21 protein-coding genes are annotated in these 21,350 nt (G+C 39.6%); all 21 read left to right on the top strand.

The features are described 5' to 3' along the window. Positions 1-3: 3 nt before the first annotated feature. The 21 genes from ffh to codY all read left to right on the top strand — a co-directional run bounded on the left by ffh (position 4) and on the right by codY (position 21,035). Positions 4-1,356 (top strand): signal recognition particle protein, encoded by a 1,353-nt coding sequence (gene ffh, locus A6754_RS13745; protein ID WP_066446666.1) that lies wholly within the window; start codon positions 4-6, stop codon positions 1,354-1,356. A 98-nt stretch (positions 1,357-1,454) separates the two neighbouring features. Continuing rightward, positions 1,455-1,727, top strand: coding sequence for a 30S ribosomal protein S16 (gene rpsP, locus A6754_RS13740; protein WP_066446665.1), 273 nt, complete (start codon positions 1,455-1,457; stop codon positions 1,725-1,727). Between the two features lie 11 nt (positions 1,728-1,738). Beyond that, positions 1,739-1,969 carry a KH domain-containing protein gene (locus A6754_RS13735; RefSeq protein WP_066446662.1) on the top strand — a complete coding sequence of 77 codons (231 nt, stop codon included), beginning with the start codon at positions 1,739-1,741 and terminating at the stop codon, positions 1,967-1,969. Positions 1,970-2,273: 304 nt separating this feature from the next. Continuing rightward, a complete protein-coding gene (locus A6754_RS13730) occupies positions 2,274-2,660 on the top strand; it encodes a YlqD family protein (RefSeq protein WP_066446659.1) in 387 nt (128 codons plus the stop codon). 11 nt (positions 2,661-2,671) lie between these two features. Then, positions 2,672-3,190, top strand: a complete 519-nt coding sequence (gene rimM, locus A6754_RS13725; protein WP_066446656.1) for a ribosome maturation factor RimM — start codon at positions 2,672-2,674, stop codon at positions 3,188-3,190. Continuing rightward, positions 3,190-3,927: a tRNA (guanosine(37)-N1)-methyltransferase TrmD gene (gene trmD, locus A6754_RS13720; protein WP_066446654.1), complete on the top strand. Its 738-nt coding sequence runs from the start codon at positions 3,190-3,192 to the stop codon at positions 3,925-3,927. The genes rimM and trmD overlap by 1 nt, the downstream gene beginning before the upstream one ends. A 139-nt stretch (positions 3,928-4,066) precedes the next feature. Beyond that, positions 4,067-4,411, top strand: a complete 345-nt coding sequence (rplS, locus tag A6754_RS13715; protein WP_066446651.1) for a 50S ribosomal protein L19 — start codon at positions 4,067-4,069, stop codon at positions 4,409-4,411. Between the two features lie 230 nt (positions 4,412-4,641). Beyond that, positions 4,642-5,193, top strand: a complete 552-nt coding sequence (lepB, locus tag A6754_RS13710; protein ID WP_066446650.1) for a signal peptidase I — start codon at positions 4,642-4,644, stop codon at positions 5,191-5,193. 40 nt (positions 5,194-5,233) lie between these two features. Then, a complete protein-coding gene (gene ylqF, locus A6754_RS13705; RefSeq protein WP_066446648.1) occupies positions 5,234-6,100 on the top strand; it encodes a ribosome biogenesis GTPase YlqF in 867 nt (288 codons plus the stop codon). Between the two features lie 88 nt (positions 6,101-6,188). Further along, positions 6,189-6,965 carry a ribonuclease HII gene (gene rnhB, locus A6754_RS13700; protein WP_066446646.1) on the top strand — a complete coding sequence of 259 codons (777 nt, stop codon included), beginning with the start codon at positions 6,189-6,191 and terminating at the stop codon, positions 6,963-6,965. A 13-nt stretch (positions 6,966-6,978) separates the two neighbouring features. After that, entirely contained in the window at positions 6,979-8,808 is a 1,830-nt protein-coding gene (locus tag A6754_RS13695) for a TP0910 N-terminal domain-containing protein (protein WP_066446638.1), read from the top strand. After that, positions 8,805-9,095, top strand: coding sequence for an EscU/YscU/HrcU family type III secretion system export apparatus switch protein (locus A6754_RS13690; protein WP_066446636.1), 291 nt, complete (start codon positions 8,805-8,807; stop codon positions 9,093-9,095). Before A6754_RS13695 ends, A6754_RS13690 begins: the two co-directional genes overlap by 4 nt. A gap of 396 nt (positions 9,096-9,491) precedes the next feature. After that, the gene (gene sucC, locus A6754_RS13685) at positions 9,492-10,652 is read left to right on the top strand and encodes an ADP-forming succinate--CoA ligase subunit beta (RefSeq protein ID WP_066446634.1); all 1,161 of its coding nucleotides are present in this window, start codon (positions 9,492-9,494) and stop codon (positions 10,650-10,652) included. A 306-nt stretch (positions 10,653-10,958) separates the two neighbouring features. Further along, positions 10,959-11,861 carry a succinate--CoA ligase subunit alpha gene (gene sucD / locus A6754_RS13680; protein WP_066446631.1) on the top strand — a complete coding sequence of 301 codons (903 nt, stop codon included), beginning with the start codon at positions 10,959-10,961 and terminating at the stop codon, positions 11,859-11,861. A 79-nt stretch (positions 11,862-11,940) separates the two neighbouring features. Then, the gene (gene dprA / locus A6754_RS13675; RefSeq protein WP_066446629.1) at positions 11,941-12,819 is read left to right on the top strand and encodes a DNA-processing protein DprA; all 879 of its coding nucleotides are present in this window, start codon (positions 11,941-11,943) and stop codon (positions 12,817-12,819) included. A 409-nt stretch (positions 12,820-13,228) separates the two neighbouring features. Beyond that, entirely contained in the window at positions 13,229-15,304 is a 2,076-nt protein-coding gene (gene topA, locus A6754_RS13670; protein WP_066446627.1) for a type I DNA topoisomerase, read from the top strand. Between the two features lie 419 nt (positions 15,305-15,723). Further along, entirely contained in the window at positions 15,724-17,031 is a 1,308-nt protein-coding gene (gene trmFO, locus A6754_RS13665; RefSeq protein WP_066446625.1) for an FADH(2)-oxidizing methylenetetrahydrofolate--tRNA-(uracil(54)-C(5))-methyltransferase TrmFO, read from the top strand. 55 nt (positions 17,032-17,086) lie between these two features. Then, positions 17,087-17,989, top strand: a complete 903-nt coding sequence (gene xerC / locus A6754_RS13660) for a tyrosine recombinase XerC (protein WP_082851825.1) — start codon at positions 17,087-17,089, stop codon at positions 17,987-17,989. Positions 17,990-18,094: 105 nt separating this feature from the next. Continuing rightward, positions 18,095-18,637 (top strand): ATP-dependent protease subunit HslV, encoded by a 543-nt coding sequence (hslV, locus tag A6754_RS13655; RefSeq protein WP_066446621.1) that lies wholly within the window; start codon positions 18,095-18,097, stop codon positions 18,635-18,637. 15 nt (positions 18,638-18,652) lie between these two features. Next, positions 18,653-20,059, top strand: a complete 1,407-nt coding sequence (gene hslU / locus A6754_RS13650) for an ATP-dependent protease ATPase subunit HslU (RefSeq protein WP_066446619.1) — start codon at positions 18,653-18,655, stop codon at positions 20,057-20,059. A 196-nt stretch (positions 20,060-20,255) separates the two neighbouring features. Then, a complete protein-coding gene (codY, locus tag A6754_RS13645) occupies positions 20,256-21,035 on the top strand; it encodes a GTP-sensing pleiotropic transcriptional regulator CodY (RefSeq protein ID WP_066446616.1) in 780 nt (259 codons plus the stop codon). Positions 21,036-21,350 lie beyond the last annotated feature (315 nt).

The raw sequence follows: 21,350 nt of genomic DNA, 5'->3' as shown, positions 1-21,350 counted from the left end.
TATATGGCATTTGAAGGTTTAGCCGACCGACTGCAGAATACGATTCAAAAAATCCGCGGCAAAGGAAAAATCGGGGAAGCTGACGTTAAAGAAATGATGCGTGATGTGCGGCTTGCACTGCTTGAAGCCGACGTTAACTTTAAAGTGGTCAAAGAATTTGTCAAAAAAGTTAGCGAACGTGCTGTTGGGCAAGAAGTAATGAAAAGCTTAACACCCGGTCAGCAAGTCATTAAAGTGGTTAAAGAGGAACTGACAGAGCTTATGGGCGGGGAGCAAAGCAAAATTGCTGTCGCAAACCGGCCGCCAACCGTGATTATGATGGTAGGTCTGCAGGGTGCCGGTAAAACAACCACTACTGGAAAATTGGCGAATCTTTTGCGCAAAAAGTATAACAGGAATCCAATGCTTGTTGCAGCAGACATTTACCGTCCAGCAGCAATTAAGCAGCTGGAAACGCTAGGCAAACAGTTAAGTATGCCTGTTTTCTCATTGGGAGATCAAGTGAGTCCTGTTGAAATTGCCAAACAGGCAATAGCTAAGGCAAAAGAAGATCATCATGACTATGTCCTCATTGATACGGCAGGCCGTCTGCATGTCGATGAAGCATTAATGGATGAGCTTACGCAAATAAAAGAGCTGACGAAACCGGATGAAATTTTCCTTGTCGTTGACGCAATGACAGGGCAGGATGCAGTTAATGTTGCATCAAGCTTTAATGATCTGCTTGGCTTAACGGGCGTTGTATTAACAAAGCTTGATGGAGACACGCGAGGCGGGGCAGCACTTTCGATTCGATCCGTTACCAATACACCGATTAAGTTTGTTGGTTTAGGGGAAAAGCTGGATGCTTTGGAGGCTTTCCACCCTGAGAGGATGGCATCCCGTATTTTAGGTATGGGCGATGTGCTTACCTTAATTGAAAAGGCGCAGGCAAATGTTGATGAGGAAAAAGCAAAAGAGCTGGAAAAGAAAATGCGCAGTGCATCATTTACACTCGATGATTTTCTTGAACAGCTTGGACAGGTCCGCAATATGGGACCTCTCGATGATCTTCTGAAAATGATGCCTGGAGCCGGCAAGATTAAGGGATTAGACAAAATGAAAATCGATGAGAAGCAAATCACGCATGTTGAGGCGATTATTCAATCGATGACAAAAGCAGAGAAAGAGCATCCTGAAACAATCAACTCGAGCAGACGAAAGCGGATTGCGAAGGGAAGCGGCAGAACTGTCCCTGAAGTAAATCGTTTATTGAAACAGTTTGATGAAATGAAAAAGATGATGAAACAGATGACAGGAATGCAGCAAAAAGGCAAGAAAAAAGGCGGCTTTAAGCTTCCGTTTAAGCCTTTTTAACGTAAAAAAACAGTATGTAAAGAAAAAACACTTTACAAACTAATTAGAACTTGATATTATACTATCTTGTGTGAAACTATTCGGAGGTGCTTATTAAAATGGCAGTAAAAATTCGCTTAAAACGTATGGGAGCAAAAAAATCTCCTTTTTATCGTATTGTAGTAGCAGATTCTCGTTCTCCTCGTGATGGACGTTTTATTGAAACAGTAGGAACTTACAATCCAGTTGCAGAGCCTGCAATCGTTGATATCAACGAAGAGCTAGCGCTTAAATGGCTTCAAACTGGTGCTAAGCCATCTGACACAGTACGTAACTTATTCTCTAAAGAAGGCATTATGGAAAAATTCCATAACGCTAAGCACGGCAAGTAATTTGTTGCAAGATGAAAGAGCTGATCGAAACAATCGTTAAACCCCTTGTTGATTTTCCGGATGAAGTTCAAGTAGATGTTCTTGAAGAAGACAACAGAATAACCTACCAGCTTTCAGTCAACAAAAATGACATGGGCAAAGTCATCGGAAAGCAAGGGCGGGTTGCAAAAGCAATTCGAACTGTTGTATACGCAGCAGCATCATCACAGCAAAAGAAAATCTACTTAGAGATAACAGAATAACTATAGATCAGCTGCAGCGGCTTGCTTTGCCCCTCGGGGTGGCTAGCCACTGAAGCTAGACTAGAGAATGAGAAAAAAGGAGGGGAAACCCTCCTTTTTTCTTATAGAGACAATATAGTTTTCTGTTTTACTTAAAATTAATTAAATAGCCGCTGAGCTGAAAGTTCTGGTACAGTTGCTGATTTCGACTAAATAGAAGTGCAGCTAAGTCCCTGTCTTGCTTTTCCAGGCTTGCCAAACGACAGGTTTCCTTTAAATTCAGTTATAATAATAATAGCGAGTTTGACTAGGAGGCGATATCACATTGAAGCTCATACAGACGGTGACTATAAAACAGGTGCTCACGGAAACGACAAAAAAACAGCTGGAAACAGAATATGATACAGAACGCCAGCAGCTGCTAAAAGAAATCGACCAGCTTCATTTTGAAATGAAAAAGCTGGAAAAAACAAAAAAATATCAGGTCGGCAGTTTGCGAAATCAGTTTGAGAAGGAAATTCAAAAACGGGCTGAAAAAGAAAAACTGCTTGATTTTCAAATACAGCAATTACATATGCTACCTTTAGGCAGTGAAATAAAGTCAGACGAAGTACAAGCGCTCTTGGAGATAAAAGAAGGCGATCGCTGGGATTCGTTCCAGGAAAAGAAATACATTATCATCAAGGACGGGATTGTAGATGAAATTCGCTAGAGGTGATCAAAATGCAAAAATACTATAATGTAGGAAAAATTGTTAATACTCATGGAATTAAAGGAGAAGTAAGGGTTATATCAAAAACGGACTTTGCAGATGAACGATATAAGCCAGGCAATAGTCTTACCCTTTTTATGCCTGAAGCCAAAGAACCGATTGAGCTAACTATAAAATCACATCGAAAACACAAGAATTTTGACCTTTTAACATTTGACGGGTATGAAAATATTAATGAAATTGAAAAAATGAAAGGCGGCATTCTGAAGGTTTCTGAAGATCAGCTTGGTGCCTTAGAGGATAACGAATTCTATTACCATGAAATTATTGGCTGTGAAGTGAAAACAACAAGCGGTGAAGAGATTGGAAAAATTAAAGAGATCCTTTCTCCTGGAGCAAATGATGTATGGGTTATTAAAGGAAAAGGCGGTAAAGAACTTTTAATCCCCTATATCGAGGATGTTGTGAAAAGTGTAGACGTAAAAACGAAGCAAATCGTTATAGAGCCGATGGAAGGGCTGCTTTCATAATGAAGATTGATGTTTTAACGCTTTTTCCAGAAATGTTTGAAGGTGTTTTTGGTCATTCAATATTAAAAAAAGCAGCGGAACAGAAAGCTGCACAATACAACGTAGTCAACTTTAGAGACTATGCTGATAATAAACATAAAACAGTAGACGATTATCCTTACGGCGGGGGAGCGGGCATGGTTTTAAAGCCGCAGCCGATCTTTGACGCGGTGGAGGCTGTGAAATCTTCTAGTGAAGCCAAGCCCAGAGTGGTCCTATTATGTCCGCAGGGTGAACGGTATAATCAAAAGAAAGCGGAAGAATTGGCTGCTGAAGAGCATTTGATTTTTATCTGCGGTCATTATGAAGGCTATGATGAGCGCATTCGAGAGCATATTGTTACAGACGAAATTTCAATCGGTGATTTTGTTCTAACAGGCGGCGAGCTTGGGGCTATGGTGATCATTGATAGCGTTGTTAGACTTCTTCCGGGTGTCCTGGGCAATCAGGAATCTCATCAGAAGGATTCATTCAGCACAGGAATGCTTGAGCATCCACACTATACAAGACCAGCAGATTTCAGAGGTTTAAAAGTCCCTGACGTTTTAGTATCAGGCAATCACGCCCATATTGAGGAATGGAGAGTAAAGCAGTCTTTGAAAAGGACATATACAAGAAGACCTGATTTGCTTGAAGACCTTGAATTGTCGGAAACGCATAAAAAATGGCTGAATGAAATAAAAAAAGAGGATAAATAGCATTGAACTTGCTTTGTAAATATGCTATGATAATTTTTGTGACTTAGGCTGAACAAGTTTTAGCAGAGGTCTTATAACGATGTTCCGCTGCAAATAGAAATGTTGTGCATGAGCGTCTGTTCGAGAGGAGTTGAAAACGATGCAAAAATTAATCGAAGAAATCACAAAAGAACAACTTCGTTCTGACCTTCCTGCGTTCCGTCCTGGTGATACTGTACGTGTACACGTTAGTATCGTTGAGGGTACTCGTGAGCGTGTTCAGGTATACGAAGGTGTTGTGATTAAGCGTCGTGGTGGCGGAATCAGTGAAACTTTCACAGTTCGTAAGATCTCTTATGGTGTAGGCGTTGAGCGTACATTCCCTGTTCATACACCAAAGATCGCGAAGCTTGAAGTGATCCGTCGCGGTAAAGTTCGCCGTGCTAAGCTTTACTACTTGCGTAACCTTCGCGGTAAAAAAGCTCGTATTAAAGAAATCCGATAATGTTAAAATGCTAAAGGAGCTTGATTATCAAGCTCCTTTTTCAATAGAAAAACTTTATGGTAACTAGGCTGAGCAAGCCACTTCCGCTTTTCTTGATAATATTACATAAATGTTAAATAATATAAATATAGGCTTCCCATCGTGTGTATGTGGAGAAACAGTTGTACAATAAGTTGAGGATATTATTTGTACTTATTTTAGACAGGAACTTTTTGAAAGATGGTGGGAATATGGCGAAAAAGAAAAATGAATTATGGGAATGGACGAAGGCTTTATTAATTGCGGTTGTTTTAGCGGCAGTAATCCGCTATTTTTTATTTGCGCCCATCGTAGTAGATGGTTTGTCTATGATGCCGACTTTGCATGATCAGGACCGGATGATTGTAAATAAATTTAGCTATACAATTGGAGAACCTGACCGTTTTGATATTATCGTTTTCCACGCACCAGAAAATAAAGATTATATCAAGCGTGTAATTGGCCTGCCAGGCGACACTGTGGAGTATAGGGATGATACCCTTTATGTGAACGGAGAAGCCTATGAGGAGCCATATTTGGACGAATACAGGGCCAAGGTCATTGATGGACCGTTAACGGAGCCTTTTACCCTTGAGGACAAAATTGGGGAGACAACCGTACCGGAAGGCCATTTATTTGTCATGGGGGATAACAGGAGATTCAGCAAAGACAGCAGACATATAGGGGCTGTGCCAATGGAAGAAGTGCTCGGAAAAGCGAGTGTCATTTATTGGCCGATTGAAGATGTACGTTTAGTGAATTAACACCAAGAGGAAGATAGCTTAAAAGAAAGAGGTGAACACATTGACGATTCAATGGTTTCCTGGCCATATGGCAAAAGCGCGCAGACAAGTAACAGAAAAGCTTAAATTAGTAGACATTATTTTTGAACTTGTTGATGCCCGTATCCCTTATTCATCACGAAATCCGATGATTGATGAAATTATCCAGCATAAACCGCGGCTTGTTTTATTAAATAAAGCGGATATGGCAGATCCTCATGCAACAAAGCAGTGGATTGAATATTTTAAAGGCAAAGGCATTAAGGCAATTGCGATCAATTCACAGGCTGGGCAAGGGATGAAGGATATTACAGCCGCAGCACAAGAGACACTTCAGGAAAAATTTGACCGCTTAAGAGCAAAAGGTGTAAAACCTCGTGCTATCCGCGCGATGATCGTAGGCATTCCGAACGCCGGAAAATCGACGCTCATTAATCGGCTTGCTAAAAAAAATATTGCGAAGACAGGGAATATGCCTGGTGTCACGAAGGCACAGCAATGGATTAAGGTAGGAAAAGAGCTGGAACTGCTTGATACCCCAGGGATACTATGGCCAAAATTTGAAGATCAAAACGTAGGCTTAAAGCTGGCGCTGACTGGTGCTATTAAAGACACCATTTTAAACCTTCAGGATATAACGGTTTATGCACTGCGTTTCTTTTCTGAAAAATATCCTTCAAAGCTGAAAGACCGCTTTAGCCTTGAAGAAATCCCAGAAGATATTGTAGAGCTATTCGATGAAATTGGAAAGCGCAGAGGCTGTCTGATGGGTGGAGGCGCTGTTGACTATGACAAAGTGACCGAACTTGTCATCCGAGAGTTTCGTTCCGAGAAATTTGGAAAAATCTCTCTAGAGTGGCCGTCTGAATTAAATCAAGAAGCAGAATAAAGCAAATTAGGTCTTCTGACAAAGAAGGCCTTTATTTTTTGCCGTACAAACCGATAAAAAACGAAAGAGCTTTAAAAGGAGCAGCAGAATGAAACAAAGTATTGCAGAGATTAAAAATAGACTTATAAACGTTCAGGAAGAGAACGATCCATACCTAAAGCAGCTCTCGATGGATGAACGCAAGGGAGTTCAGTCCTTAATCAGTGCATGGCATAAAAGAAGAGCACTGGAAAAGAAAGAGCACGACAAATTTAAAGAGATGACCTTTTTTGAAGAAAAATATCATAGTCAGGGATATGAGCTGATTGCTGGTGTTGATGAGGTAGGTAGAGGGCCGCTTGCTGGGCCAGTTGTAGCGGCAGCGGTCATTTTGCCTGCAGATTTCTATCTCCCTGGGATTGATGATTCAAAAAAGCTTAACGAGCAAAAAAGACTGAGCTTCTTTCATGCGATAATGGAACAGGCTGAAGCGGTCAGTATTGGCGTTATAGAGGTAGAAGAAATAGATATGATTAATATATATGAAGCGTCAAAAAAAGCGATGATAACCGCTGTAGGCACTTTAAAGACAAAGCCGGATTTTCTGCTGATTGATGCCGTGAAATTGGATGTTCCGTATCCTTATGAGGCTATCATTAAGGGTGATGGCAGATCTATTTCGATTGCGGCTGCATCCATTGTGGCAAAAGTAACGAGAGACAATATGATGAAAGCTTTAGACGAACAACATCCCGGCTACGGCTTTGCAAGCAATATGGGGTATGGAACAAAGGAACATTTACAAGGGATTGAAACACACGGTGTATTACATATTCATCGAAAAAGCTTTGCACCGATCAAGGAATATTTAGCAAAAAGCAGATAAGAGGGTGAACATAATGGGGCAGATGGGGATCGCGAGCCTTTTTATGAAGAATGATCATAACATCAGTAACAAAACAGCACAGTTTAGACCCGGTCAGATTGTAAGCGGGAAAATCATTAAGCATTATCCAAACCAGACAGCAGAAGTGCAAATTGGCGGTCAAAAGGTTATCGCACAACTGGAAACTCCGCTTGCAGCTAATGAGCGCTATTGGTTTCAGGTGCAAAATGGGGAAGGTACTGTGCATTTGAAAGTTCTTGAAGGCCAAGGGCTAAATGGAAGAATGCCAACTGCTACCCCGGAGAGCCTCTTGCAGCAGTTTCAGCTGCCTGTTACTAAAAATCATCTTGCTCTGCTTCAATTCTTTACAAAAGAACAGCTTCCGCTGACGGCTGAAACCTTCAAGCAGGTTGCAGAGTGGCTGAAAAACAGCGAACCTTCCGGCAGCGGGCTGCAGGCAATAAAAGAGATGTTTACTCGGCAGCTGCCGTTTACAAAGCAAGTGTTTTCATCCTTGCAAGCTGTTTTCGAACAAGAGTCATTAACATCACTTCTGCAAAATTTGCAAAAAGAGCTGTCACAGACTCCGGGAGCAAGGGGCAATGCGCAGCTGACAACATCTTTACAACAATTGACAGAATCCTTTCAGGAAAAGGCTGGGAAAGAGCTTATATCGCAAGTGTTAAAGCAATGGCTGACAGCTCCCGATCCCAGCAGAGCAAGTGCAGCTTTTAAACAGCTTCAAGCACTTGGTGTGCTGCCTGAGAACAGTAATGAGCAAAATAGTTTAAAAACCGTTATCCGGACAATCTCTGAGCAGCTGCCTGCAGGAAAAGCGGAGATCACATCGGTATTAAGCGACATAGTAAGAAGTAATCAACCTTCAGATCGGCATCATTTTATTATGAATTTGACGAAATTGCAGGCGTTGATGCCAGACCAGGGCCCCCAGCAGGAAGCGCGCCAGAACCTGCTAAATGGAGTTAGATCAAATGCCATACAGCTGCCATTAGAAGCGGGAGCGCTTCACAGGGTGATTCAGCCTGCTTTGCAGCATGTTTTAACAGATGTACAGGACTTGGGAAGTAGTCTAAACCACAATCAGCAGCTGAATAATAGTCTGATTCGAGCAGGACAAGTGCTGCTTGACAGAGAACAGACACCACTAATGAATAATCCTCAGGAACCTTCTTTGCCGGCAGAAGAATCTGCTCTGATTAGAGATCAGATGAAAAGTATAGTGAAACTTTTAGGTTTTTCACATGAACATGACGCACTGCAGGTGATCAAAAACCCTGATAATGAAGGTTTGAAAAACTTGGATTCTATTAAATCCCTCCTGCTGAGCAATTTGCGTGAGGATTTTTCCCCGGCATTGAAAGACGCAGCTGATAAGGTAATTAATAGAATTACAGGTTTTCAGCTGCTTTCCCAAGAAGTAGGACCTATACAGCAATATGTTTACCAAATTCCTTTTTCATTTTTAGGGAAAACGAATGATGTGACGATGCAGTGGAGCGGGAGAAAAACAACTGAAGGAAAAATTGATCCGGATCATTGCCGTATCCTTTTTTATTTGAATCTCGATTCGTTAAATGAGACTGTTGTTGATCTGCATGTGCAGACAAGGGTTATTAACATGACTGTAATCAATGATACACCGGATATTAAGTCGGTCGTTCAGCCTTTTATTCCAATGTTAAAAGAGCGCCTGATGGAGCATGACTATAAACTTTCTGCTCTTGAGTTCAAAATGAGTATAGATAATAAACAGCAGTCTGTCCAAACATCATTTCTATCAAAAAATCAGCCTAAATTCAGCGGATTGGATATTAGAATATGAAAAAAGAACATGAACGCAAAACAGCAGTGGCGCTCTCGTATGATCAAAATAGCGAAAGTGCTCCAAAAATTACGGCAAAAGGCAGCGGCTATATTGCCGAAAATATTCTCGAAAAAGCGCGGGAAAACGATATCCCCATTCAGCAGGACGCCTCACTAGTAGAACTGCTTGGAAACCTAAATATTAATGAAAACATTCCAGAAGATCTTTACCAGGCAGTAGCAGAAGTTTTTGCATTTATCTATCGTGCAGACAAAGCAGCCGGGAAAAAGAGCAGAGGTTATTAATTCTTGAACCTTGACTAAGCTCAAGCAATTGACAGTTATATTTGTCATATTGTTTGGGTTTTTCTATTGTCTCGGATTAAATGGTTTTAGGCAGTCTGATTTAGAAGAATGACAAAAAGGTTTTCCAGGCTATGTTACTAATTTCTCCAAAAAAGCATGATTACCCAAACAAAATAAGAGAAAAAATTTCTAAAAAAACTGAATAATCTTATTCTACTAAAATATTGCAAGTTTCTTTTCAAAGGCTAAACGATGATTTTTAAAGGAAAAAAGTCTTTTGTGCATTAAAATTGTAAAGAATTTAAATATTTCATCTATAATGCTAGACAATGCTAGTGTCATTTTATAAAATGAAAGCGCAGTCTAATTTTGAAGAGCTTGATAGGAGGATGGGAAATGAATATACATGAGTATCAAGGTAAAGAAGTCCTCAGACAATACGGGGTAGCAGTTCCAAATGGAAAGGTTGCTTTTACGGTTGAGGAAGCTGTTGAAGCAGCAAAAGAACTTGGCACAGACGTTTGTGTAGTAAAAGCACAAATCCATGCTGGCGGAAGGGGTAAAGCCGGCGGTGTTAAGGTAGCGAAAAACCTTGACGAAGTCCGTACATATGCATCTGAAATTTTAGGAAAAACACTTGTTACACATCAAACAGGTCCTGAAGGTAAAGAAGTAAAACGCTTACTAATTGAAGAAGGCTGCGATATTCAAAAGGAATATTATGTGGGTCTTGTTTTAGACCGCGCAACTTCTCGTGTAACACTTATGGCATCAGAAGAGGGCGGCACTGAGATTGAAGAAGTAGCAGAAAAGACTCCTGAAAAAATCTTCAAAGAAGAAATTGATCCAGTTGTAGGCTTAACAGCTTACCAAGCGCGCAGAATTGCTTTTAATATTAATATTCCTGCAAAGCTTGTAAACCAGGCTGTTAAATTTATGATGGGCTTATATAGCGCTTATGTTGATAAAGATTGTTCAATTGCTGAAATCAACCCGCTTGTCGTAACAGGTGATGGAAAGGTAATGGCGCTTGATGCGAAACTGAATTTTGATTCAAATGCCTTATATCGTCAAAAAGCAATTGTAGATTTCAGAGATTTAGAAGAAGAAGATGCAAAAGAAATTGAAGCATCAAAATACGATTTAAGCTACATTTCCTTAGATGGAAATATTGGCTGTATGGTTAACGGAGCCGGCCTTGCGATGGCAACGATGGATATTGTTAAACATTACGGCGGCGATCCGGCAAACTTCCTGGACGTTGGGGGCGGCGCTACAGCTGAAAAGGTAACAGAAGCATTTAAAATCATCCTTTCTGATCAAAATGTAAAAGGAATCTTTGTCAACATTTTCGGCGGAATTATGAAATGTGACATTATCGCAACAGGTGTAGTGGAAGCTGCAAAACAAGTTGGTTTATCCGTACCACTAGTAGTTCGTCTAGAAGGAACAAACGTAGAGCTTGGCAAGAAAATTCTTGCAGAATCAGATATTGATATAATCGCAGCCGACTCCATGGCTGACGGAGCACAAAAAATCGTTTCCCTAGTCGGATAAAGTGTTAATGCTGCTTTCTAAAAAGAATGTTATTAAACTTAGTTTAAGTAGTATTTTTTAAGTATATGCTGGTCGATTGAAACGGAAGGGTACGAGACTCCTGCGGGAGAAGTGAGAATGGTGAGACCCCGTAGACGCGTTAGCGTCGAGGAGGCTCAGCGCTCACCCGCGGAAAGCGAGTACCCTGGAGTGGAAATCAGTCTTATATATTTTGAAAAATACTAATTTAAGAAAGCGAGTCAACAACACTTATACACTATTAAAATGTGATAAAAGATAACCCGGAAAACAGGAAGGAGAATTAACGTGAGCGTTTTTATCAATAAAGATACAAAAGTAATCGTTCAAGGAATCACAGGCTCAACAGCCCTTTTCCATACAAAACAAATGCTTGAATACGGTACAAAAATTGTCGGCGGTGTTACTCCTGGTAAAGGTGGAACTGAGGTCGAAGGAGTGCCCGTATTCAATACAGTAAGTGAAGCAGTGAAAGCAACTGGTGCAAATGCATCTGTTATCTATGTTCCGGCTCCTTTTGCAGCAGATGCAATTCTTGAAGCAGTTGATGCTGAGCTCGATCTTGCTATTTGTATTACAGAACATATTCCTGTCCTGGATATGGTGAAAGTTAAACGTTATATGGAAGGAAAGAAAACACGTTTAGTTGGACCAAACTGCCCAGGAGTTATTACTCCTGATGAATGTAAGATCGGCATCATGCCTGGCTACATTCATACAAAGGGCCATGTTGGTGTTGTATCCCGTTCTGGTACTTTAACATATGAAGCGGTACATCAGCTGACACAAGCAGGAATTGGCCAGTCTACAGCTGTAGGTATCGGCGGGGACCCTGTTAATGGAACAAACTTTATCGACGTGTTACAAGCATTTAATGAAGATCCTGAAACAAAAGCGGTTATCATGATCGGTGAAATCGGCGGTACTGCTGAAGAAGAAGCTGCTGAATGGGTAAAAGCCAATATGACAAAACCGGTTGTTGGCTTTATTGGCGGCCGTACTGCACCACCAGGAAAAAGAATGGGCCATGCTGGCGCGATTATTTCTGGCGGAAAAGGAACAGCTGATGAAAAGATCCGTGTCATGAATGAGTGTGGTATTGAAGTAGCAGACACTCCTTCAGTAATGGGTGAAACTTTAATTAAAGTATTAAGAGAAAAAGGTCTTTACGAACAATGTAAAACACATTAATAATATGGCAATAGGAAATAGTCCTCCAAAATCATGGAGGACTATTTCTGCATCATAAAAAAATAGCAGGAGGTTTACAATGGACGAATTCACAAGAAGATTAACCCATCTGCAGCAATGCAGAGGCATTGGCTGGAAGACTATTTATCATATAATAAAAGTAAACCCTACATTATCAGATCTTTATGAACAGGATTTCTTGCAGCATTTCTCTTCTCTTTTTAAATCCTCTCAATTATTTAACACCGCTTTATTTGATCTTCACACAGATACGATCCTTAACAAAATTTCCCTCTATGACCAACATCATATTAATCTGATTACAATAGCAGATGAGTGTTATCCTCAAAGATTAAAGGAAACATTTCAGCCGCCATGGGTACTATATGCTAAAGGAAAAATATCTCTGTTAAATCATAATGATTGTCTTGCTGTGGTTGGGTCAAGGCAGGCGACCACCTATGGTCAAAAAGCAATAAAATGTTTATTTCCTAAACTAATTTCCGAAAAAGTTGTAATTGTCAGTGGATTAGCAGCAGGAATCGATACCATTGCACACGAAACAGCTATTAAGGAAGGCGGACAAACAATTGCCATCATAGCAGGTGGATTTTTTAATATTTACCCAAAAGAGAATACTTCCTTGGCAGAGCATATAATGAAAGACCATCTCTTGCTCTCTGAGTATGCTCCTGATTCTAAGCCGGCCAGATGGCAATTCCCGCAAAGGAATCGAATTATCAGCGGGATATCTAAGGCTACACTTGTTGTACAGGCAAAAAGAAGAAGCGGTTCTCTCATCACCGCAAGTACCGCGCTTAACGAAGGAAGAGATGTTTTCGCCATTCCTGGAGATATAACCGATCCCGCTTACGAGGGAACAAATGAGATTATTCAAAAAGGTGCAAAGCTCATTATCAGAGCAGAGGACATTTTGGAAGAGTTAAGATACAATTGAATTTCTGTAATTCTCAATTATTTCTTGTATGGATTTTATTCTTTAAAAAGTGTGAAAAAAGCTTTTTTATAAATAAAAACAACTAAAAATAAAGGAATTTGTGTAAAAAGCTTGAATTTCTATAAAAACTGTTATACATTTTGCAACAGATGTTTGTCACCGATTTCATAAAAAATAAAAACGATTATGATGGATAATAGGTTAAAAAATGGTAGAAATTCTGATGAAATGAGGACTCATCAGCTTAAGTACAACCCTGTTTAAATTTGACAAAGCTGAATAATATGATAAATAATATGAATATTTCCTGTAGATTTTAAAATTGCAAGCTAAAATAGATTCAAAAAAATGAATGATAAGGGAATCATGACGATAATGATAAATTCACCCCTCTTAAGGAGGACAATAGATGTCTGAGTTTTTAGTAATAGTGGAATCACCAGCAAAAGCAAAAACGATCGAGCGTTATCTCGGTAAAAAATATAAAGTAAAAGCTTCGATGGGACATGTCAGAGACTTGCCTAAGAGCCAGATGGGCGTAGATGTAGAAAATAATTTTGAGCCTAAATATATCACCATTCGAGGCAAAGGCCCTGTTCTGAAAGAATTGAAAACAGCGGCTAAAAAGGCTAAGAAAATTTATCTCGCAGCTGACCCGGATCGCGAAGGAGAAGCAATTGCCTGGCATTTAGCACATAGTCTTGATATTGATATAGCTTCAGATTGCAGAGTCGTCTTTAATGAAATTACAAAGGATGCAATCAAAGAATCATTTAAACATCCGCGTGCCATTAATATGGACTTGGTTGACGCTCAGCAAGCGAGAAGAATGTTAGATAGACTTGTAGGCTACAATATTAGCCCGCTGCTTTGGAAAAAGGTCAAGAAAGGGCTAAGTGCAGGAAGGGTTCAATCTGTTGCTGTAAGATTAATTATTGACCGTGAAAAAGAAATCAAGGATTTCATTCCCGAAGAATATTGGTCAATTGATGGAGAATTCCTTAAAGGAAAAACAGCTTTTGAGGCTTCCTTTTACGGAGTAGATGGGAAAAAGGTTGAATTAGGTTCAGAGGCAGCTGTAAAGGATGTTCTCAAAAAGATGAAGGGCAACAGCTTTACTGTCACCTCTGTTACAAAAAAAGAGAGAAAAAGAAATGCAGCTGTTCCTTTTACAACTTCCTCTCTTCAGCAAGAAGCGGCACGAAAACTAAACTTCCGTGCAAAAAAGACCATGATGCTTGCGCAGCAGCTGTATGAAGGAATAGACTTGGGCAAAGAAGGTACTGTGGGTCTGATCACATATATGAGAACAGACTCAACTAGAATATCTGAGGTTGCTCAAACCGAAGCGGCAAATTATATTGAACAAACCTTCGGAAAAGAATATCTATCACTTGATAAAAAGAAAGAAAAGAAAAACGCGAATACACAGGATGCCCATGAAGCGATAAGACCGACAAGCACATTAAAGGAACCATCCAGTATGAAGGACTTCTTATCACGTGATCAGCTCCGTTTGTACAGATTGATTTGGGAACGTTTTGTTGCAAGTCAAATGGCTCCTGCTATTATGGATACAATGAGTGTTGACTTAAATAATGGTCCAGTCATTTTTAGAGCGACAGGATCAAAAGTGAAATTCCAAGGTTTTATGAAAGTATATGTAGAAGGATCTGATGATCAGTCAGAAGAAAAGAATAATATGCTGCCAAATCTTCAAGAAGGAGACGAGGTTCTAAAAAAAGATATTGAACCAAAGCAGCATTTTACACAGCCGCCGCCAAGATATACAGAGGCAAGACTCGTAAGAACAATGGAAGAATTGGGAATTGGCCGTCCATCTACATTCGCTCCAACTTTGGACACAATTCAAAAACGGGGTTATGTTTCATTGGATAATAAGCGTTTTATCCCGACTGAACTTGGTGAGATCGTACTTGAACTTATTCTCGAGTTTTTCCCTGATATCCTGGATGTTGAGTTTACAGCCAAAATGGAACAGGATCTTGATTACATTGAAGAAGGCAAAGTAAACTGGGTAAAAATTATTGATGATTTTTACGGTGACTTTGAAAAACACTTAGAGGTAGCAGAAAAGGAAATGCAATCCGTTGAGATCAAAGATGAACCTGCCGGTGAAGATTGCGAGATGTGCGGCAGCCCAATGGTATTTAAGATGGGCAGGTACGGAAAATTTATGGCTTGCAGCAATTTCCCAGACTGCCGAAACACAAAACCAATTGTTAAAGAAATTGGTGTAAAGTGCCCTAAATGTAAGGAAGGAAATATAATAGAAAGAAAAAGTAAAAAGAAACGGATTTTCTATGGCTGTGACCGTTTTCCAGAGTGTGACTTTATTTCGTGGGATAAGCCGCTTGCGCGCAGCTGTCCAAAATGTGATAACACTCTCGTGGAAAAGAAGCTTAAAAAAGGCGTACAAGTACAATGTGTGGAATGTGATTATAAAGAAGAACCACAAAAGTAGAGCAGGCAAACGCCTGCTCTTTTCAATTTTTTAGGAGGCTGAAACCTTTATATTGTCCTTGTTGGGGAGATTATTTGAAAAAAGAGTGCTCTTGCTTTCCTTTTTTCTTATCGTATTGTACAATGCAGATTGGATATTTAACATTATCCTGTTGAAAAAGAATATTAAACGCTTTTTATAGCAAAAATGAGCGTATCCTGACAAAACGAAACTTTAGGACGATCTTAATCGTATACTATTCATAAGGACGCTAAATCCATGTCAAATGCAAAGGTTTACAGTAACTATTCCTTTACATGATGATTCAATAAATCGTTTCTATGACCATCTTACATACTTTATCACTTTAAAGCGGTGTGAGTTCAGCTTTTAGAAGTTATAAACCATTAGCATGATTGTATATACTGGAGGAATTGAAATTGGAAAATAGAATTGTGAATGTAGTCGGCGCCGGTTTGGCTGGCAGTGAAGCAGCTTGGCAAATTGCGAATCGTGGAATCCAAGTTCGCTTATATGAAATGAGACCGGTTAAACAGACACCTGCTCATCATACAGATAAATTTGCAGAATTAGTGTGCAGCAACTCTTTGCGTGCAAACAATTTAACTAATGCAGTAGGGGTATTAAAGGAAGAAATGAGAAATCTAAACTCTGTGATCATAAACTCTGCAGATCAGAGTGCAGTTCCAGCTGGGGGAGCACTTGCAGTTGACCGCCATGACTTTGCTGCCCGTGTCACAGAGCAAGTGAAGAATCATCCAAATGTAACGGTCATTCAGGAAGAGGTAACCGAAATTCCAGAAGGTCCAACTGTGATCGCAACTGGACCGCTGACTAGTCCTGCATTATCAGAAAAGCTAAAGCAGCTTTCCGGTGAAGATTACTTATACTTTTATGATGCTGCAGCACCGATTATTGAGAAAGACTCAATCAATATGGACAAGGTGTACTTAAAATCCCGTTACGACAAAGGAGAAGCAGCATACCTAAATTGTCCAATGACCGAAGAGGAATTTGAAACGTTTTATCAGGCATTAGTATCTGCAGAAACGGTTCCTTTAAAAGAATTTGAAAAGGAAATCTTTTTTGAAGGCTGTATGCCAATCGAAGTAATGGCGGGCCGCGGTAAAAAGACCATGCTATTTGGTCCAATGAAGCCGGTTGGTTTAGAGGATCCTAAAACAGGAAAACGTCCATATGCAGTCGTACAGCTTCGCCAGGATGATGCAGCGGGAACTTTATATAATATTGTAGGTTTCCAAACGCATTTAAAATGGGGACCGCAGAAAGAAGTTCTTCGTTTAATACCAGGTTTGGAAAACGCTGAAATTGTACGTTATGGTGTGATGCACAGAAACACATTTATTAATTCTCCTAAAGTTCTGCGTGCAACATACCAATTCCAGAATCGTTCTGATCTGTTCTTTGCGGGACAAATGACTGGAGTGGAAGGATATGTTGAATCAGCAGCTAGCGGACTAGTAGCTGGAATTAACGCAGCAAGAATGGTTGAAGGGAAAGAGCCGCTTGAGTTCCCGCACGAGACAGCGATTGGCAGCATGGCGCGATATATCACAACTGCTAATTCGAAAAACTTCCAGCCAATGAATGCAAACTTTGGGTTATTCCCGGATCTGCCAGTGAAGATTAAAGGGAAAAGTGAAAGAAATGAACAGCATGCAAATAGAGCATTACAAACAATTCAGAACTTTGTGAAAAATTTGTAAAGTTTCTTGCAAGAGCTGCTGATGTGTGATAATATTTAGTAGCTCTTGCGAGGTGATTTATTTGAATGTAAACGTTTCTTTAGATCTATTTATTGAATATTTACAAATCGAAAAAAATTATTCACAGTATACCATCGAGCATTATCATTATGATATTCGGGAATTTTTTTTGTTCATGTCTGAACAAGGAATTGAAACAATCAGCCAAGTTCAATATAGTGACGTTAGAATTTTTTTAACAGACCTCTACAATAAGAAGCTGAAAAGAAAATCAGTAGCAAGAAAAATTTCATGCCTACGCAGTTTTTTTAAATTTCTCGTTAGGGAAAAGGTCATCTTGGAAAATCCATTTTCACTAGTGTCTATCCCTAAAAGTGAGAAAAGGCTGCCGCAGTTTTTTTATGAAGAAGAGCTCCAGGTATTGTTCGAAGCCTGTGAAACAGATACAGCTTTAGGGCAGCGTAATAAAGCCCTGCTTGAACTTCTTTATGCAACTGGCATGCGTGTAGGGGAATGTACAAAGATTCGATTGAAAGACTTAGATTTTCACATTTCTACCGTACTTGTGCATGGAAAAGGAAGCAAGGATCGTTATATTCCATTTGGCAGCTTTGCTCAGGAAGCATTGGAAGCTTATATACATAATGGCAGAAAAGAATTGCTGAAAAAAGGCGGAGAAGATGATCATTTGTTTTTAAATTATCAAGGGAAGGGAATCAGTGAAAGAGGGATTCGCAATGTCCTTGATAAGTTGATCGAGAAATCGTCTCTAAATGGAAAGATTCACCCTCACATGCTGCGCCACACCTTTGCTACGCACCTATTGGCAAATGGAGCAGATATGCGGACTGTACAAGAGCTATTAGGACATGCTTTCTTATCTTCTACACAGGTTTATACACATGTAACAAATGAATATTTGCGGAATACCTACATGACTCATCATCCTAGAGCTTAAATTTTGTCATAACTGTTTCGTTTTTTGGTTATTAATGAATATAGATCTTTTTAATGGGCGCTTGTTCCCTATTAAATAAATGACTCTCCAGAAGGAGGAATTAGGATGTCTCAATTTCATGCAACAACAATCTTTGCTGTACAGCATAATGGTGAATGTGCCATGGCTGGTGATGGACAGGTTACATTTGGAAATGCTGTAGTAATGAAGCACACAGCAAAAAAGGTGAGAAAACTTTTTAATGGAAAAGTGGTTGCCGGATTTGCTGGATCTGTTGCTGATGCATTTACATTATTTGAAAAGTTTGAAGGAAAGCTTGAAGAATATAATGGCAATCTGCAAAGAGCAGCTGTTGAGCTTGCAAAAGAGTGGAGAAGTGATCGAGTACTCCGAAAGCTTGAAGCAATGCTGATCGTAATGAATAAAGAAGGTTTATTACTTATATCAGGTACAGGGGAAGTCATTGAACCGGATGACGGCATTTTAGCCATTGGTTCTGGAGGTAATTATGCGCTTTCAGCAGGGAGATCTTTAAAAAGATATGCAGGTGAGCATTTAACTGCAAAGGAAATTGCTAAAGCATCTCTTGAAACGGCTGCGGAAATTTGTGTGTATACAAACCATAATATCGTTGTAGAAGAATTATAGAGAGGAGTGCTCAAAATGGCAAAAGGAACAAATTTAACACCAAGGCAAATTGTTGATAAGCTGGATCAGTATATTATTGGGCAAAAGGACGCAAAGAAGGCAGTTGCTGTTGCATTGCGCAATCGCTATCGCAGAGCATTGTTAGATGATCAGCTCCGTGACGAAATCAGTCCGAAAAATATCTTAATGATCGGGCCAACAGGAGTAGGTAAAACGGAAATTGCCAGACGGATGGCTAAATTAGTTGGCGCACCTTTCGTAAAAGTTGAAGCAACAAAGTTTACCGAAGTTGGTTATGTAGGCCGTGATGTTGAGTCAATGGTAAGAGATCTGGTTGAAACTTCTGTAAGGCTTGTCAAAGAGGAAAAGATGGCAAGTGTGAAAGAGCGTGCAGAAGAAAATGCTAATCGCAGACTTGTATCTTTATTAGTGCCAAGCAGCAAGAAAAATACTTCCTATAAAAATCCGCTTGAGATGCTTTTTGGCGGCGGAAATGAACAAGCTGAACAGGAACAATCTAATAGTGAAGATATTTCCCTGCAAGAAAAAAGAAAAGTCATCAAGATGAAGCTAGAACTTGGCGAACTTGAAAACGAAATGATTACTGTGGAGGTTGAAGAACAGCAGCCTTCAATGTTTGATATGCTCCAAGGGTCAGGAATGGAGCAAATGGGCATGAATATGCAGGATGCATTAAGCGGTTTTATGCCTAAAAAGAAAAAGAAGCGTAAGCTGACTGTAAGAGAAGCAAGAAAAGTCTTAACAAATGAGGAAGCTCAGAAGTTAATTGATATGGATGAGGTTGGCCAGGAAGCCGTCTTTAGAGCTGAACAATCAGGGATCATCTTTATTGATGAAATCGATAAGATTGCCAGCAAAAATAACGGAGGTTCTTCGGCGGATGTATCGCGTGAAGGTGTGCAAAGAGATATCCTGCCAGTTGTAGAGGGATCAACAGTAGTGACCAAATACGGCTCCGTGAAAACGGATCACGTACTCTTCATGGCTGCAGGAGCATTTCACATTGCGAAGCCTTCTGACCTGATACCAGAATTGCAGGGGCGTTTCCCGATTCGTGTTGAACTGACAAAGCTGACTGTTGACGATTTCTTTAAAATCCTTGTTGAGCCGGATAATGCGTTGATTAAACAATATCAAGCTTTATTGGAAACAGAAGGTATACAAATTGAATTTTCTGACGATGCTATTCGTAGGATTGCTCAATTTGCATTTGATGTGAATCAAAATACAGATAATATCGGTGCGAGACGACTTCACACCATTTTGGAAAAACTGCTTGAGGACTTATCCTTTGAAGCGCCGGAAGTTACTTTAGAAAAGATTTCAATCACTCCTCAATACGTTGAAGAGAAACTTGGTGCCATTTCACGTGATAAGGACCTTAGCCAATTTATCCTGTAAGTCGTTTTAAAGCAAAGAGTAAGGGTATTATGAAAACACTCCTGCATTGAAATAGGATTTAATGAAGAGTTTTTAGCTAGGCTTTTTCCAGCAATATGTACAAACATAGGTTCTTCGAGAAACTGTAAAATGTACCTGAAAACAGCCTCAAAATATGATAATTGTTAATTGTGTTAGCAAATAGGAGGAAGTAAGAATGGATTTATTATCAAAAACAAGAAAGATTAATGCAATGCTTCAAAAAGCTGCTGGGAAACCGGTTAATTTCAAAGAAATGGCTGAAACGCTAAGTGAAGTCATTGAAGCGAACATTTTTGTTGTTAGCCGCCGCGGTAAGCTTTTAGGCTATGCAGCTAATCAGCAAATTGAAAATGAGCGTATGAAAAAAATGCTTGAAGAGCGTCAATTTCCTGAAGAATATACAAAAAACTTATTCAGCATTCAAGAAACTTCATCAAACTTAGACATCAATAGCGAATATACAGCTTTCCCTGTGGAGAATAAAGATCTGTTCCGTGAAGGTTTAACGACGATCGTACCAATTATTGGCGGCGGGGAACGTCTTGGTACATTGATTTTGGCTCGTGTACAAGAACAATTCCATGATGATGATTTAATTTTAGCTGAATACGGTGCAACAGTTGTTGGAATGGAAATTCTTCGTGAAAAAGCTGAAGAAATTGAAGAAGAAGCTAGAAGCAAAGCGGTTGTCCAAATGGCAATCAGTTCACTTTCTTATAGTGAGTTAGAGGCGATCGAGCACATCTTTGAAGAATTAAATGGAAATGAAGGATTACTTGTAGCATCTAAAATTGCTGACCGTGTCGGCATCACAAGATCTGTTATTGTTAACGCTTTGAGAAAACTTGAAAGTGCTGGTGTTATTGAGTCACGTTCATTAGGAATGAAGGGAACTTACATCAAAGTTCTTAACGATAAATTCTTATTCGAGCTTGAAAAATTGAAGTCAAACTAAAAACTTCAAAAAGTATCCAGTTGAACTGGATGCTTTTTTTTTATACTATCAAGATTGTAGACCATACAGTTAAAAACAATGCACGATTCAAATCGGGGATTTCCTAAATTAAAATCCAGCCCGGACTATAAGAAAGTTTTTCCTTATTCTTTCAACTATAGTTCGGGTTTTTATCTGCCTATTACTGGTTTTCTATAGGGAAATTCGATTTCAAAATGAGGTAAATACTGTTCCAGTCTCTATTTATTTCTATTTATATTTCATTTGTTACGAAAAAACAGTGAAAGTATATTTTGTTGAAAAATAGTAGGTTAG

This window comes from Cytobacillus gottheilii (assembly GCF_001636345.1).
GTDB classification, from domain to species: domain Bacteria; phylum Bacillota; class Bacilli; order Bacillales; family Cytobacillaceae; genus Cytobacillus; species Cytobacillus gottheilii.
This window is presented reverse-complemented; position numbering and strand designations above follow the sequence as displayed.

Coding starts and splice junctions, on each gene's coding strand:
- dprA (WP_066446629.1), top strand. CDS start 11,941: ATGGACGAATTCACAAGAAGATTAACCCATCTGCAGCAATGCAGAGGC.
- lepB (WP_066446650.1), top strand. CDS start 4,642: ATGGCGAAAAAGAAAAATGAATTATGGGAATGGACGAAGGCTTTATTA.
- A6754_RS13695 (WP_066446638.1), top strand. CDS start 6,979: ATGGGGCAGATGGGGATCGCGAGCCTTTTTATGAAGAATGATCATAAC.
- codY (WP_066446616.1), top strand. CDS start 20,256: ATGGATTTATTATCAAAAACAAGAAAGATTAATGCAATGCTTCAAAAA.
- hslU (WP_066446619.1), top strand. CDS start 18,653: ATGGCAAAAGGAACAAATTTAACACCAAGGCAAATTGTTGATAAGCTG.
- A6754_RS13690 (WP_066446636.1), top strand. CDS start 8,805: ATGAAAAAAGAACATGAACGCAAAACAGCAGTGGCGCTCTCGTATGAT.
- rpsP (WP_066446665.1), top strand. CDS start 1,455: ATGGCAGTAAAAATTCGCTTAAAACGTATGGGAGCAAAAAAATCTCCT.
- rimM (WP_066446656.1), top strand. CDS start 2,672: ATGCAAAAATACTATAATGTAGGAAAAATTGTTAATACTCATGGAATT.
- topA (WP_066446627.1), top strand. CDS start 13,229: ATGTCTGAGTTTTTAGTAATAGTGGAATCACCAGCAAAAGCAAAAACG.
- A6754_RS13735 (WP_066446662.1), top strand. CDS start 1,739: ATGAAAGAGCTGATCGAAACAATCGTTAAACCCCTTGTTGATTTTCCG.
- hslV (WP_066446621.1), top strand. CDS start 18,095: ATGTCTCAATTTCATGCAACAACAATCTTTGCTGTACAGCATAATGGT.
- trmD (WP_066446654.1), top strand. CDS start 3,190: ATGAAGATTGATGTTTTAACGCTTTTTCCAGAAATGTTTGAAGGTGTT.
- ffh (WP_066446666.1), top strand. CDS start 4: ATGGCATTTGAAGGTTTAGCCGACCGACTGCAGAATACGATTCAAAAA.
- rnhB (WP_066446646.1), top strand. CDS start 6,189: ATGAAACAAAGTATTGCAGAGATTAAAAATAGACTTATAAACGTTCAG.
- rplS (WP_066446651.1), top strand. CDS start 4,067: ATGCAAAAATTAATCGAAGAAATCACAAAAGAACAACTTCGTTCTGAC.
- sucC (WP_066446634.1), top strand. CDS start 9,492: ATGAATATACATGAGTATCAAGGTAAAGAAGTCCTCAGACAATACGGG.